Annotated in this window: 20 protein-coding genes and 1 tRNA gene; 5 read left to right on the top strand and 16 right to left on the bottom strand. The window is 47.3% G+C overall.

The window, feature by feature from the left end:
- Positions 1-10 precede the first annotated feature (10 nt).
- The 6 genes from B5F54_RS17305 to B5F54_RS09230 all read right to left on the bottom strand — a co-directional run bounded on the left by B5F54_RS17305 (position 11) and on the right by B5F54_RS09230 (position 5,284).
- Positions 11-244 carry a hypothetical protein gene (locus tag B5F54_RS17305; protein ID WP_140400350.1) on the bottom strand — a complete coding sequence of 78 codons (234 nt, stop codon included), beginning with the start codon at positions 242-244 and terminating at the stop codon, positions 11-13.
- On the bottom strand, positions 213-1,628 hold the full coding sequence (locus B5F54_RS09250) for a phage portal protein (RefSeq protein ID WP_140400349.1): 1,416 nt from the start codon (positions 1,626-1,628) through the stop codon (positions 213-215). The genes B5F54_RS17305 and B5F54_RS09250 overlap by 32 nt, the downstream gene beginning before the upstream one ends.
- 431 nt (positions 1,629-2,059) lie before the next feature.
- Complete coding sequence (gene terL / locus B5F54_RS09245) at positions 2,060-3,682, bottom strand: phage terminase large subunit (RefSeq protein ID WP_087233556.1); 1,623 nt, start codon at positions 3,680-3,682, stop codon at positions 2,060-2,062.
- Positions 3,683-3,830: 148 nt separating this feature from the next.
- Positions 3,831-4,151 carry a YjcQ family protein gene (locus B5F54_RS09240; RefSeq protein ID WP_087233553.1) on the bottom strand — a complete coding sequence of 107 codons (321 nt, stop codon included), beginning with the start codon at positions 4,149-4,151 and terminating at the stop codon, positions 3,831-3,833.
- Between the two features lie 15 nt (positions 4,152-4,166).
- On the bottom strand, positions 4,167-4,490 hold the full coding sequence (locus B5F54_RS09235; RefSeq protein WP_087233550.1) for a YjcQ family protein: 324 nt from the start codon (positions 4,488-4,490) through the stop codon (positions 4,167-4,169).
- Between the two features lie 32 nt (positions 4,491-4,522).
- Entirely contained in the window at positions 4,523-5,284 is a 762-nt protein-coding gene (locus B5F54_RS09230; RefSeq protein ID WP_087233547.1) for a recombinase family protein, read from the bottom strand.
- Between the two features lie 335 nt (positions 5,285-5,619).
- Here B5F54_RS09230 and B5F54_RS09225 point away from each other — a divergent pair, with 335 nt between their 5' ends.
- The 5 genes from B5F54_RS09225 to B5F54_RS09210 all read left to right on the top strand — a co-directional run bounded on the left by B5F54_RS09225 (position 5,620) and on the right by B5F54_RS09210 (position 7,520).
- A complete protein-coding gene (locus tag B5F54_RS09225; protein WP_087233544.1) occupies positions 5,620-5,961 on the top strand; it encodes a hypothetical protein in 342 nt (113 codons plus the stop codon).
- A gap of 159 nt (positions 5,962-6,120) precedes the next feature.
- Positions 6,121-6,726 carry a hypothetical protein gene (locus B5F54_RS09220; protein ID WP_087233540.1) on the top strand — a complete coding sequence of 202 codons (606 nt, stop codon included), beginning with the start codon at positions 6,121-6,123 and terminating at the stop codon, positions 6,724-6,726.
- A gap of 30 nt (positions 6,727-6,756) precedes the next feature.
- Complete coding sequence (locus B5F54_RS09215; protein WP_087233538.1) at positions 6,757-6,966, top strand: hypothetical protein; 210 nt, start codon at positions 6,757-6,759, stop codon at positions 6,964-6,966.
- 189 nt (positions 6,967-7,155) lie between these two features.
- Positions 7,156-7,326, top strand: a complete 171-nt coding sequence (locus tag B5F54_RS17615) for a hypothetical protein (protein ID WP_172749669.1) — start codon at positions 7,156-7,158, stop codon at positions 7,324-7,326.
- On the top strand, positions 7,323-7,520 hold the full coding sequence (locus B5F54_RS09210) for a hypothetical protein (protein ID WP_087233535.1): 198 nt from the start codon (positions 7,323-7,325) through the stop codon (positions 7,518-7,520). The genes B5F54_RS17615 and B5F54_RS09210 overlap by 4 nt, the downstream gene beginning before the upstream one ends.
- A gap of 322 nt (positions 7,521-7,842) precedes the next feature.
- On the opposite strand, the gene B5F54_RS09200 is transcribed toward B5F54_RS09210, so the two are convergent.
- The 10 genes from B5F54_RS09200 to B5F54_RS09160 all read right to left on the bottom strand — a co-directional run bounded on the left by B5F54_RS09200 (position 7,843) and on the right by B5F54_RS09160 (position 12,617).
- Entirely contained in the window at positions 7,843-8,220 is a 378-nt protein-coding gene (locus tag B5F54_RS09200) for a hypothetical protein (RefSeq protein ID WP_087233529.1), read from the bottom strand.
- A 130-nt stretch (positions 8,221-8,350) separates the two neighbouring features.
- On the bottom strand, positions 8,351-8,917 hold the full coding sequence (locus tag B5F54_RS09195) for a hypothetical protein (protein ID WP_087233526.1): 567 nt from the start codon (positions 8,915-8,917) through the stop codon (positions 8,351-8,353).
- Entirely contained in the window at positions 8,905-9,162 is a 258-nt protein-coding gene (locus B5F54_RS09190; RefSeq protein ID WP_172749667.1) for a hypothetical protein, read from the bottom strand. Before B5F54_RS09190 ends, B5F54_RS09195 begins: the two co-directional genes overlap by 13 nt.
- 372 nt (positions 9,163-9,534) lie before the next feature.
- Positions 9,535-9,603 (bottom strand) — tRNA-OTHER (locus B5F54_RS09185).
- 377 nt (positions 9,604-9,980) lie between these two features.
- Positions 9,981-10,394, bottom strand: a complete 414-nt coding sequence (locus B5F54_RS09180; protein ID WP_087233520.1) for a hypothetical protein — start codon at positions 10,392-10,394, stop codon at positions 9,981-9,983.
- Between the two features lie 210 nt (positions 10,395-10,604).
- Positions 10,605-10,910 carry a hypothetical protein gene (locus tag B5F54_RS09175; RefSeq protein ID WP_087233517.1) on the bottom strand — a complete coding sequence of 102 codons (306 nt, stop codon included), beginning with the start codon at positions 10,908-10,910 and terminating at the stop codon, positions 10,605-10,607.
- Positions 10,911-10,986: 76 nt separating this feature from the next.
- The gene (locus tag B5F54_RS09170) at positions 10,987-11,739 is read right to left on the bottom strand and encodes a hypothetical protein (protein ID WP_087233514.1); all 753 of its coding nucleotides are present in this window, start codon (positions 11,737-11,739) and stop codon (positions 10,987-10,989) included.
- Complete coding sequence (locus tag B5F54_RS09165) at positions 11,726-12,031, bottom strand: hypothetical protein (protein ID WP_087233511.1); 306 nt, start codon at positions 12,029-12,031, stop codon at positions 11,726-11,728. Before B5F54_RS09165 ends, B5F54_RS09170 begins: the two co-directional genes overlap by 14 nt.
- Positions 12,028-12,180 (bottom strand): hypothetical protein, encoded by a 153-nt coding sequence (locus tag B5F54_RS17610; protein ID WP_172749665.1) that lies wholly within the window; start codon positions 12,178-12,180, stop codon positions 12,028-12,030. The genes B5F54_RS09165 and B5F54_RS17610 overlap by 4 nt, the downstream gene beginning before the upstream one ends.
- The gene (locus B5F54_RS09160) at positions 12,177-12,617 is read right to left on the bottom strand and encodes a hypothetical protein (protein WP_087233508.1); all 441 of its coding nucleotides are present in this window, start codon (positions 12,615-12,617) and stop codon (positions 12,177-12,179) included. Before B5F54_RS09160 ends, B5F54_RS17610 begins: the two co-directional genes overlap by 4 nt.
- Between the last annotated feature and the right edge of the window lie 92 nt (positions 12,618-12,709).

The following is a 12,709-nucleotide window of genomic DNA, read 5'->3' as shown; positions in this document are numbered from 1 at the left end:
CAATCAACCATTAGCAAGAATTTCTGCATCTGTGCACTTTTGCTCTTTTATCTTGAAAGAGAACATAGTGCTTTGCTTTGTAGTTTCTTACCCATGTCCTACGCTCTTTTTCCCGCTTTCTATCTGAGTCAAAAAACTCATTTAGGCTTTCAATAAATTTATTTATGTTTTCCGTAAGCTCAGAAAGTGCGGTTCTTACTGCGTCAAAAAATTCATTCCACGTCTGGATTGTTTCCTTGCTCATTTTCGCCCCCGCCTTCTGTATTCCGGCTTTCTCTCTCCGCCGCCAGTTCATCCCTCAACGTTCGGTTTAACACTTCCTGCTGTTCTTTTTCCCATTCCATTCCGCGCCGGTAAGCGCCCTCAGCGTCGGCAAACACGCCGGACACGTCGTAAGCATCCTTGGGGTGTACCTTGCTGTTGTTTAGCAGCTCACAAAGTACCTGCACCTTAGACTGAATATTAGACAGGTTCTTTCTGGTGAACTCCGGCTTGATGTCAGATAACTGCAAATTCAGGTCGGCGGTATTCCGGCAGATGTAGAGCACAATCCGAAGGAACTCCCGTTCAGATCGAATGAAGGTTTTTTCTGTGTCCTTCGCCCGACTCTCTGCCTCCGCAAAGCCGTCACGGTAGATAACCGCCGTCCCGGTATCGCTGGTAGAACTACCGCCGTTTCGGTTCGGCATACCACAAATGGTCAGGGCGGTGTCGTACAGGTCATCCACAAGTGTCTGTGTATTGGTCTGGTTCAGTTCTGAGGCAATACGATAAACCTTCGCCTCCATGCCTGGCTGACCTTTGATTTCTACTGCCATTCCTCCAGAAGAAAGCGATTTATACGCATTTTTATCAATTTCGCAGTTCTGGAACACATCAAACGCATTGACAAAATCCTGAATGCTGTCAACGCGATTGCTCTCCACGGTGTTGATAGCGTTTAGCAGGGGAAGAACAACCTCGAAAGCTCCCATGCGGGCATCGTTGTTTGGGTACTCGATAATAGGGATATAGGGAATTGTTCTAGCTTCCTGCTTCTTTATTTCTCCGCCAGCAATCTCGAAGTACCATTCACGGGTGTACACGCACTGATAGGGCTTGCCTTCCTCGTCCCACTGCCGCAGCACACCAGCAAGTGGCTTGTGTCCCACGCCGCTGTAATAGATAACAAAAGCATCTCTTGGATCCAGCGTGTAGATGCAAACAGGAGAACCGTCCTCCTCGCCTTCCTCGTCAGGAACCACCATACGAACACCTACGCCGCAAATGTGCATCCAGTCAGCGATTTCCTTGTCCTTCGTGTCCTTGCTTTCGGCACGCATGAATTCATTCAGTGTGTTTACCTTTTCGGAAACAGAATCATTTCCACCATTGGACACATATTGGAGGGGCTCCCCTAGCAGATAGGCTGTCTTGAAGGTTACGATCTCATTTGCACGGTTTACCATGACCTTGTTGTTGATTTCTGGGCGGACAACCTTCTCTTTCAGGCGAATATCCTGCTTCCCCCGAAAACAATCGTATAGATACTGGATTTCTGCCTTGTTCCTAAAGTGTGTGGGCATTGCTTTTCCGATCACATCGGACACATTTTCTGGGGTGATCTCTTTTTGGTTCGTATACGCCACATGTCTTCCATGTAGCCCATCGTCAGGCCAACAGGATATTACATTTTCATATTCTGTCAACAATTCACCTCCAGAGCAAAACAAAAAGTGCCAATAAATCGCTAGAAACTCAGCGATTTATTGGCACTTGGCACTCTTAGGTTGTGCACTTGGCACATCTGGCACTTGGCACTAAATATTTTATCGGGGCTTTTCTTTTCTCCGCAAATTAATTGCAATGTTTTTTTTGCATCCCTTGCAATATGGGTATATAGTTCCGGATGCTTCCGAATCAACTTCCAGTAGCTTTCTTCTTATCCCTGCCTCAGCACAAATGGGGCAGAAAATTTCTAACTTCAAGCTTTTACCCACTCCCCCATATACTGTTTTGAGTTAATTTTAACACAATATATATGGATATTCAATACATGTATGCGCATATATAGGTCAGATTAATAAGGCCTGTGGAAAACTTCGATCTTATTTCCTTCGAGTTGTTGAACATATTCCGCAAACAAACTCCACGCATCTGGAACGTCGTCGTGCTTATTTTTTCCAGCCATCGTATATCCACAGAGGAAATTAAGCATACGCCGATATTCCTTGTCTTTCTTAATGACGGAATTATCTTTAAACAGAACGTGTTCTTTAAGCCACGGTGAGTTTACTATAATGCGCGTCTCTTTATTACTTGTTGTATATTTCGTTGTAATCTTTGCAATACCACCAGCTTCTTTAACTTCTTTTTGTACCTTTTCCGCAACTTTACCGCCAGCGCTGTTGCTCTCGAACTGGCCCATCTGCGCCTTGTGCTGAAGCAGCTTCGACACCAACCTAGCTTCCACGATTTCTGGGTTTGAATTGTCGCACACAACATCTTCGCAATAGAAGTCATTTCCATACTGGTAGCAAATCGGCATCACGCAGTAATCGGTTCCCTTGTCCTTTGTGTCGCAGACAAACAGGATGGCGTCCGGCTTTCTGTCAGGTATTTCAAAATACCTCCGCAATTCGTCTTCATTGTATAGTTGGCCTTCACGCTCAATCGGCTGTGTCATATATAGCGCCCGCCAACTTGCATCGTCCATAATGTCGCGCTGATTGCGATAAAACTCCGTTGTAAATCCAAGCCCATATGGATAGTCAAAATTACTCTCGTCGTTTTCATCCAGCGCGGGGAGATGAATAAACTCTGCTTGCGGGTCATCAGTATGGGTCAACTCAAGCCGGTCAATCGGGTCGTGCAGCGTCCAAGGGGTTTGAACAAGGAGTTGGACGCAATCGCCAATCATACGCTGCATGAGGTCTGTATAATACTGCTGCCAGAGCTTGTCCATGCGCTCCTTGCTCATCGCGGACTCAATGTCGGGCACAAGGTCATCCGCGACCAAAAGGTTAGAGGCACGGACTTTACCGGCGTTGCCAGAGCCAATGGACGAAAATTCAAACGTTTCAAATCGCTTGCGCTTCCCCAGGTCAATCCTCATGTCCTGGGCATTGGTCTTTACCACCTGAACGGCAGGAAAGATGTCCTTCCAGAGATATTCTCCCTTCGGATCGAGCATCCGGCCCACTTCTTCGTATGCCCCACGCAGAAACGAGTTTGAGTGTGATCCCATCAGAATACTAAGATCTGGGTTCTTTAGCCCCTCCATCACCATGAACATCAATTCGATTGTGGTCTTTCCGACACCCGGGGGCGCCATCACACCAAGAATGCGGATTTTTCTTTCAGAGAGCCGTTGCATGGCCTGAACAACAGGTAGCAATTGCTTTCTGCGCGGCATATAGAACTTCTTTTTTGGTTCCCTGTCCCATTCAGCGTATCGAATCGCCGCGTCAAAATCATACGGCGCATCAAACAGCAGCGCCCTCTTATTCAATTCAAACATCTTCATGTCCGTCCGCTCCGCAGCATATTTGGCTGACAGGCGGCGGACTTCTTTGTTCTTCTCGTGCGCCAACGAAAAATTTTCAGGTTCAAGCAATCTAAGCGTGTCGAACGCATCATCCAGTGCTGACGGGTCAGATAAATCACGCTTGAACGCTTTGTCTACCAACTTGTGTATTTCCATAAAAATAAGTGCCTCCTATCCCGTAAAAGATAAAAGGCACTTGGCACTGTCAGCTCCAAATGGAGAGGCACTTGGCACTGTCTACGCCCGTCCTGTGGCGGGGTGCGGTATTCAATTTATAACTCTTTTTGTTTCGCGCGGCGATTTTTTACTTCACAACATCTACTGCACCTTTCAGCATATTAGCCGCTTTCCGCATGAACTTGTTTTCCTCCAAGTACTCCAGCCCCTTGATCGTGATTTCCGGGCAGATCGGCTCTGAAATGTGCCGCTTCATGTCTCCCAAGTTCTTCGTCACCACTAGCCCCTTGATATACCCGTTGTCCTGCATCATAATCAAAATCTGCTCCCAGCGCTCACGGGTAATGCCAAGCCGAAACGGACTTATCGTCTCAACATCAAATTCCTCGCAATCAAGATATGTCTCCAGGCGCTTCAAAATCTGATATATCACCTTGAAATTGTTCATCGGTTCACCCCCCTTTTACGGTATGAATTCCCCTATACTTTTCAACGCCTTTGCTGCTTTCTTCATCCATTCGTTTTCATTCAGGAAGTCAATTCCTTTCATCGTAATGCGAGGTCTTATCGGCTCTGCAATGTGCGGAAACATATCTGTCAGACCCTGCGAGTATACAAGCCCTTTAATATACCCATCTTCCTGCAATTCGATCATCAGCTGTTCCCAGTCCTCATATTCCATCTTCATCGCCTTTGCGGAGATCAGTTCAACTTCAAAACTTTCCCTGCCCCTCCACTTCTGCAATGTCCTCAGAATCTTATAAATTACAGTGAAATCTTTGCTCACAGTATCACTTCCTTTTTTGTTTTTCTGCGATTTTAGGAGTCCTTCAAAATAGGCTCGTGTACGCCCTTTACCCAATTCATGTCTCCGTACTTATACATTCCCCGGTAAAGCGGCTCATTCTTTATAATGCTGCGGACACTTGTGTTCTGAAACTTCGTTCCTTTTCGCGTCCGATAGCCAAGGTCATTCAGCTTATCTGCAATCGTCAGCATAGGGGTTCCCTTCTTATGTTCCGCAAACACAAACTCCACAATGGGCCGCTCCTCTTCGTTGATAACAAGCCGCCCATTGTCAACCTTGTACCCATAGGCAGTACGACCACCACTATATCCGCCAGCAGCCGCCTTAATCTTCCTGCCGTTCCCCGTTCGGAGCGCAATATTCTTTCGTTCCTGCTCTGCCACAAACAACATCAATGCACGGTAGATATTTGCAAAATCTCCTTCTGGGAATACCTCTTGCGTACTCAGCAACTTAATGTTACGCTTTTCAAGGACATACAGATAGTAGAAATACAGTTTGGTGTCTCTCGCCACCCGGTCACTCTTGAACGCAATCACGGCCTCAAACGGAGGATTAGAAATGTCCTCGTCATACAGTATTTTGTTTAGCTCCGGCCTCTCGTCACTCGTTCCGCTTTCTTCATCGCAAAACCACTTAACAACGTTATACCCATTGTCATTCGCATAGGCCAATATCTTTTCCTTCTGCGCCTCAATGCCATATTTATCATCCGCCGCCTGAGCCTCCGTGCTTACCCGAATATACCCAATGGCATTTTTGAACTCCATCATATCTTTCACCCCTCGCTTGTTGCACTTATTGTATCATTTGTTTTTGTAAATGTCAATAGGTTTTTGCAACAAGCCTTTTTTCTATTTTCGGTGCTGGCGGGACTGACCTACATACCTTATTCCGGCGAATATCCCCCGCCGGTGTACCCGTCCCGGCCTCCGCCCTCCCGGTGCCTGGACATGCCGCGTCTCGTAACTTGCAAAAAATCTTGAAATTATTTTGTATTTACCTATTGACAAGTAAATGCAAGTGTGGTATCTTATACTCACAGCAAGAGACAAGGCCACCCACACAGGGCGGCACACGACAGGCCACAGGCCGGGAGGCAACAGAAATGAAGTACATCACCGCCACCACTGAAAAGCGCATCATGAAAGCAGCCAGCAAAGATAGCTTTGGCTTTTGGGAGAATACCCAGGCCGGTACACTGGCCGCCATCCTGGACGAGATCAAGAGCAGCTATGGCTGGTTCGGGTGCAGCGTAGCGGAGGCAAAGAAGCTGGGCCAGCAGTTTGACAATGCCGACCAGCTCCGGGGCTTCTCCCACCGGGCTAGCGTCCTGTTCGGCTGGACGGTGAACTACCCCGAATACATCAACTACAGCAATACGCTGGGGCTGGATGTGCTCACCATCTCTGATTTCAACGGGCTTGTAAGGGCCGTCCTGGAAGGTTAACAAAAGACCCGCCCCGGAGGTTACGAGGGCAAAGCAAATGCCCCGGCCACTTCTCGCAATAGTGACCAGGGCGAAGAGAAACCCCGATCCATACCACCAAACCAGGGCCGCCCCCATTGTATCACGGGCGGGCCCTCCATGACAAGGAGGAAAAAAGAAATGTTGTACCAAATCAGTTTTGAAAAGAACACCGTTTGCCAGTGCCGATTGATTGACGCACCCAGCGCAGAAACGGCCCGCGCCTACTTCGAGGAGAACGAACCCACCGCGACGCTGTACGGCGTGAGTGAGCACAACGGAATGATTAAGCCCGGAATGCCTGTTGACCGTGTGCCGGACGGCTGGAAACCTGCCGACGGCGCAGAGGCCGAAAAAGGGGATTCCGTCGAGAAAATCCGTGAGACCATCGAGAACAAGCCCACCCGCAGTGCGTGGGAGCGCGGCGTAAAGGTTTACGCCCTGGAACTCCTGGAAAGCCTGGAAGAGGGCATTGGCGGAGAATATATTGACCCGGAAGACCTGGAAAGCCCCGCATTGCTGAAAAAAGCCTTGCTAAACGGCGCGGCGGACTGGGCACAATATTCCTGGGGCGGCTGCTCCCTCTGCTATGATTGCCAAATTGCGGAGCGCCTTTGCACCCCGTCAGAACTCAAGCGCAAGCGCGGCGGAGACCTCCAGCCGAACAGCCGGGAAACCTGGCTTGACGTGCAGGCGCGGGCACTGTATCAGGCGGCCCGGTGGATTATCAACGCGGCGCGGGCTTAACCCGCCCGCCGGGAGAATGGGGGAAATAACATGGCGTATCAGATCATCACATACAACCCGGACATAGGCACAGACGAGCGCGGAGACTACCGCACGCAGAAGGAGGCCCGGCAAACACTTAAGCAATACCGGCAAGAGGCCGGGGCGCTGATCTATGATTTAGACCGCTGGCACATCGTCTACCGGCGCGGACACTGGCCCGCCGGAGCACTTCCCATCGAGAGGAGGTGCAACGCTTGATCATCTTGCTTGTCCTGCTGCTCCCGATCATGATTATCTGGGAGACGGCGAAAAAATCCTAGCCAAGCCTAGCCAAAAAAAAATTTGAAAATATTTAAAATTTTCCCCGATTTTCTATTTACAAATAGTGTATATAGTTATATAATGTAGTCACAGAAGGGAAAAAGAAAGGAAGGAAGGAAAAACAGAATGGGCGTGACAGCAGCGAATGAAAAACTCTGGGAAATGGCTAAAGAGGCCATTGTAAATGATCACCTAGCCAGGTATGGCTATGTGATGGAAGACGTATATTTTACAGATGTTGCTCATTATTATAAGCAACTAAAAAACAAAAAGAATGAAAGGAAGTTGACAAAATGAAAAAAATTAGCATTGACAACGGCTACCACTGGATCGACCCCGAAGAGGCGCTGGGAAGCGTTGAACTCGATGCACTCGCAGTCTTTATGGATTTTGATACCATCGAGGCTGTCCACGCAGAGGGTCCAGAATCAGACCTGGCGTTTTTGACCCGGTATCTGGAACTTGCCCCGGATGATCTTATTTTCGGATAACTTGATCACTGCCCGCCACGGTTTTCCCGTGGCGGGCCTTCCCGTTTCTTGCACCCCTACAACGTTTCCTGCTTTCTGCCGCTTGTGCGCCGTCCTACGGCCCGCAGGCGGCTATTTTGTGCCCGCGTCCAGCAGGGCGGAGCATACCCCAAAAACAGCAAACCGCCGTAAAGGCCACTTGCAGGCACTACACGGCGTTTTATACCATTGTGGCTATCCCTATATTCCCACGCCGCCAAGCGGCCCACAGCGGCCCGCAGAAAGCCCAGCATGGCATAAATCAACCCCGGCCCGCTCCGCTATGGAGTAAGCCGGGGTATTTTCATTTGTTCCGGGCGATGGATAGCACCGCGCAGCGCTCTTTTTCAGCGTCCCACCAGGCGCAGCGGGATCCATTGCACAAAGGGGGCTTGCGAGCTATTAGAGGCGGGCACCCGTTCGCCATATCCATCAGCGCACGCATATCTGTCTGAGCAATCGGCCCTCTTTCTTTCAGTGGGCACAGATTCCCACGCGTGAGATCGTCATAGTCGTTGGCCGCTGTGTCCTTTTGGCACCGTCTCATAAAGTCGATAACAACCGGACAATCTTCTTTCCCACACATAACGCCGGACGGATGACAGCAGGAATAAGGATTTTCTCCATTATCCACCAACCCAGTAATATCTACCAGATAGTCGCAAGAGAAATCCTGTCCCATAGTCGGTGAACCTCCAAAAAGTCGCTGACATAGTCGTTTGATAGTCGTTTTTGTGCAACTACTACAAACGTCAAAAATGTTTTCCCGGGATTTTCCGATACCTCGTTGGTAAAATTGCACAAGAAAGTCGTCACTCCTCCACCACAACAGACCCGGCGATCCGCTCTTCAAGCTGCTTTTGGTCGGCAATAGTCCCTAGCGGGTTGTTGGGAGTAAGCACCACCTCGGACTTGTCCACAAGGCCGTCATAGTTCTTTTGCCACCAGACCAGAGTGACTGGGTTTAGTTTACCGTCGGCTCCTAACATTTCACGGTAAGCGGCACAAAATTTCTTAACTTTTTTAATGAATTCGGAGTGTGCGGAGCTGCGTGAACGCCCATTTTCCCAATCATATACTTCATCTTTATTCAATCCAAGGGCAAGGTATGTTACTTGATTTGTTACTCTGACATCATGCTCCGAACAATAGTTGACGAATTGCCAGAATCTATCTTCCAGGGCTTTAACATCTGACTTATCAACATCCCCCCATCGAAGGATAGTCGCAAGCACTCCAGCATACTTAGCATTATCTCCCGGCTGAGTATGTACCCCATTATCCCCGATCACAGGAGAGTTCCCGCCACGGGGTTTCATCTTGGTCTTGACTACTTTCTCTCCCTGCTCAACCAGTTCTTTCTTATTCAGTCGTAACACCTTCTTTCAAGCGCCTTGCATAGTTGTTCGATGCAGTATTTGTAGACGGATTCTTTCTCCATGCTTCGGGAGGATGCTTCCATTTGTGCGTTTCGGAGTTTTTCTTTGTAGAGGGCAACCTTTGCATTCAGGTCTGCGATCTCTAATTCCTTTGACCGGCACAGTGCCCGGACAACTTCAAGCTGCTTTTGGAGGTTTTCAACATCTAGATTTTCTTGCTCCATAGTCGTATCATTCTTGTTCAAAGTTGTCACCTTTCATTCTCTCAAACGTTTAGGCGATTGCATCGTTATACCTTCGCCCTTAATTATATTGCAAATATAGTCCCCTATATTATTTTTTACTTTCTCTCCCCAAAAGTGGATTTCAAAAATTCGCTTGTTAGATACAACGATTCTCGATCATTAAACCCTTGTCTCTTTAAAGAATCGTTTAATATCTTCGCTACTTCTGCGAGCGCCCCTACCGAATTAATAAAATCTTTGAGTGCATTGTTATCTCTCATAGTGAATCTCCTTGTATAAAAACTGCCTGGGGCAGCCCCATAAGATGAAGCCATTCCTCAGGCGGTTTTCCGTGAATAAGAAAGGAAGTGTTTATGAAAAAGAAAAGGCAGATGGCGTTTGTTGGGGTCAAACCAACGTCTTGCGGTTCTCCGCACGCTCTACCGACTGAGCTAAAACGCCATATTCCGGCGCTGGGCCGGATAGCGCAGTATTTCTAAGCCGCACTCTGCATAGCGACACCAGTCTTTCCTGGTCGCCAGAGTTTTTTCCCCGGTTCTGACTTGTCGCTCAAAAATGCCTCTCTTGACGTCCGGGTTTATCAGCCGTTGGATTCCCACCACCTACGGCCCTGTTTTTTCAGGTGGTACAAAAGTGGTGCGGCCTGCCGGAGTTGCACCGGCGTTGCACTCTTTGCCGCATGTCTGCCGCGCCGGTCTGCCCCCCGGCACGGCATGGACCAAGGAGAAAAATATGAAAGGAGCCAAAAGTAAATCGTCTATCATCCGTTTATTTTCTTGTCTTAATTATACCACAGTTTCATAGTGGCTTTCTATGGTCTATTTCACTTCTACCAACTTCAAAGCTTTTCCGTGTAATCGTAAAATCCAACGATACCCATAATTCATATGAATTGAAATTTGTTCCCACGTTTCTCCAAGTATGTACCTCCTAATTAATATATCCCGTAAAGTTCCATTTGGGACAGTCTTAATTGTATCTTCCACTTGCTTTTTGATTTCTATTGCCCTGTCGATAGTTGAATTTATTTCTCTTTCTAAGGAGATAATCTTTTCTACAGGAGATTCATCCAAATCTTCATCTTTATAGCCTTCCGCTGACGCCGAGGACAAACTAGGAGCGATTTTTGTCCCCCTCGCTCTCCATCGTGATAACTCTTCGCACAAGCGGTCGATCTCTTGATCTGCTTCTCTGTAACGTTCAAGATAAGCCTTCTTGTCTTGACTTGTCACTTTTTCTTTCCCCCTTTTTATATATCCTAGTTATCCATTTCCAAGTTATCAAAAACCATGATCTCCATGCAGTACATGTTTTTTGATTGCATGTATCACTTTGTGGGCATGTTTTACATGGATATAATTTCATTATCCTTTCTTCCATTTTATCCTCCCATTAATTTCTATTCCAATATCTACTAGCTCATCTAAGATTTCCTTTCAAACTCACCCCTCCTTATCAAAGGCCATCTTGAGCTCATCGATCACTACGCGGTCAACATGTTCCCAAAAAATTTCATCTTTTTCTGCTTGGGTAGAAAGTTTGTCTATCTCTTGGATAACAACAGCTAGACGGCTTGTGCTGAATCCATATGTGTTGTGTAACGCAACGCACATGAGCTTAAACCATCTACGCATAAGATTCTTTTGCTCCCGTTTCAAGGCTTCTTCCGCCAATTCGTGAGACATTTTTTCGATTAAATCTATTTGTTTCTTGCTAAGTTTTGCTGATGGTGGAGTTCTAGCTTTCATTTCGTTTTCTCCTGTTTGAGGTCAAAACTTTCATTTTTGCTGTCAGATATTGTAACTACAGTTTGATTTAAATATTTTAAATTTCGTTTAACATAATTTTTTGTCCTGGTTCAATTGAAGGGAACATCCTGCTGTCCAATAGGGTTCGTCCGGCGCGTTCTGATATAGTATAAACATCTCCTTCCATATCCCTTTCAAACCCACTTGCAAGCAAAGCTCTTGCCAGCACTTTTGCATCCTGAGTATCTTGCTCTGTCCATATAGGATTTTTCGAGATACAAGACGCGTTGTTTATCAGATAGCACACTTCACTTGGGGAGATCGTTCCATTTCCGTTTGGTTTTATTTCTCCATTTTCATTCACCACAAATTCTTTATATCCATCAAATGGGAAGTCGTTAAAGCCAAATACTTCTCCCACCTCAACCCCCAGCACCTCGCAAATTCTCGGCTTGTCCATGTTGGCCTCCTCCGAATGCACGCGTGCGTTTTCGATTGCATCAGCGTGCGTTTTTCGTGTGTTTGCATGTATTTCCTCCAAACTTTCATTTTTTGCGTCACTTTTTGGAAGTACAGTTTCAATCTTTCGCTGCCCCCAGGAACAAAAATGATTATCCCCGTCATGATCTAAGTATGAGTGGTGGTGGATTTCACACAGCATTCGATTCCCGCTTTCCCATTCATCGCAGATTTTATAATGAGCGCACTCCCGGCACCTGACCACAGGCACGGCATCAATGGTGGGAATCGCTTTTAAGATAGCGGCATCTATAAAACTATTATTCTGTCGCATCCATTTATCTGCTACATCTGCATCAACCAGCCTCATGCTCATCCTCCTTGTCCATGCGAGCGCCGCAGTTGGGGCAGAATTTAGGCTGCCAATCAGCCCAAACATCTGCATCCAAATCCTTAAATTTATTTTCACCACATACAGGGCAAATAGGATTTCCTGGTTCCCATCTCCCGTGCTTCACCTCCGCAACGTCGGCGGCGGGCATATAGTGAATTTCTGCCATGATTTCAATTGCGTCGTGTCCGAAGGCTTTATTTTTATCTGGATTGTTCAGCCCATCCTCAATAATCTTTTCAACAGCCGCCCTCTCGATGTACTCCTTCATTCCTTTTCCCTCCGTTCCAGCGCGTCAGCGATCCGCTTTAATTCTTCCTTAATTCCTCGAAGTTGATCCTGCCCGCTCATATCCTTGAAAAGCAGCAACAAGAATAAGGCAAGTGCTATTACTTGCAAAGTCGCAACAATCTCGGTCAATCCTGCTCCCTCCGTAGTGCGTCCTCGGCCTCTTCGCGGGTGAGAAATAATAGCTTGCCAAAATTCCAACCGCCCATTACTCTATCTCCGATTAAGTGCACCCATATGTCTCTATTTTCATACTTGATATCAGTGCATCGGTCTTTTGTGATGTGCGGTGCTGCATCATGCACGATACGCCACACAGTATCACCCTTCTTGCACGGCAGCACTATACATCGCCCCTTCCGCTTGACCTGAACCATTTCCCTCAGCTCGTCCAGATCGTACTCATCCCCCAGAATGTCCTCGATGGCGGCGAGGCGGTCAATAATATCATCCATATCGCCACACTCGGCAAATCCACCATTTTCACAACAAAAATTGTATTTACAGTTTTCGCCGCAACAAGCTGCCATAGCAGTTCCATTTTTATTTCGTTCTGTCAGCCGCTTCATGGTCAGTCCTCCTTAATGCCGCGCCACTCAAAACAATCATTATCTGTCCATCCCGGGCATCCGGTATTAACGTTCGGATAATGCTTGCAATA

Source organism: Anaeromassilibacillus sp. An250, from assembly GCF_002159845.1.
Classification (GTDB): domain Bacteria; phylum Bacillota; class Clostridia; order Oscillospirales; family Acutalibacteraceae; genus Anaeromassilibacillus; species Anaeromassilibacillus stercoravium.
This window is presented reverse-complemented; position numbering and strand designations above follow the sequence as displayed.

Bases quoted from the DNA above. Each gene is read 5' to 3' on its own strand.
- B5F54_RS09170 (WP_087233514.1), bottom strand. From the start codon at position 11,739: ATGAGGCTGGTTGATGCAGATGTAGCAGATAAATGGATGCGACAGAAT.
- B5F54_RS09200 (WP_087233529.1), bottom strand. From the start codon at position 8,220: ATGGGACAGGATTTCTCTTGCGACTATCTGGTAGATATTACTGGGTTG.
- terL (WP_087233556.1), bottom strand. From the start codon at position 3,682: ATGGAAATACACAAGTTGGTAGACAAAGCGTTCAAGCGTGATTTATCT.
- B5F54_RS09165 (WP_087233511.1), bottom strand. From the start codon at position 12,031: ATGAAGGAGTACATCGAGAGGGCGGCTGTTGAAAAGATTATTGAGGAT.
- B5F54_RS09225 (WP_087233544.1), top strand. From the start codon at position 5,620: ATGAAGTACATCACCGCCACCACTGAAAAGCGCATCATGAAAGCAGCC.
- B5F54_RS17615 (WP_172749669.1), top strand. From the start codon at position 7,156: ATGGGCGTGACAGCAGCGAATGAAAAACTCTGGGAAATGGCTAAAGAG.
- B5F54_RS09215 (WP_087233538.1), top strand. From the start codon at position 6,757: ATGGCGTATCAGATCATCACATACAACCCGGACATAGGCACAGACGAG.
- B5F54_RS17305 (WP_140400350.1), bottom strand. From the start codon at position 244: ATGAGCAAGGAAACAATCCAGACGTGGAATGAATTTTTTGACGCAGTA.
- B5F54_RS09220 (WP_087233540.1), top strand. From the start codon at position 6,121: ATGTTGTACCAAATCAGTTTTGAAAAGAACACCGTTTGCCAGTGCCGA.
- B5F54_RS09230 (WP_087233547.1), bottom strand. From the start codon at position 5,284: ATGATGGAGTTCAAAAATGCCATTGGGTATATTCGGGTAAGCACGGAG.
- B5F54_RS09240 (WP_087233553.1), bottom strand. From the start codon at position 4,151: ATGAACAATTTCAAGGTGATATATCAGATTTTGAAGCGCCTGGAGACA.
- B5F54_RS09210 (WP_087233535.1), top strand. From the start codon at position 7,323: ATGAAAAAAATTAGCATTGACAACGGCTACCACTGGATCGACCCCGAA.
- B5F54_RS09175 (WP_087233517.1), bottom strand. From the start codon at position 10,910: ATGAAAGCTAGAACTCCACCATCAGCAAAACTTAGCAAGAAACAAATA.
- B5F54_RS09160 (WP_087233508.1), bottom strand. From the start codon at position 12,617: ATGAAGCGGCTGACAGAACGAAATAAAAATGGAACTGCTATGGCAGCT.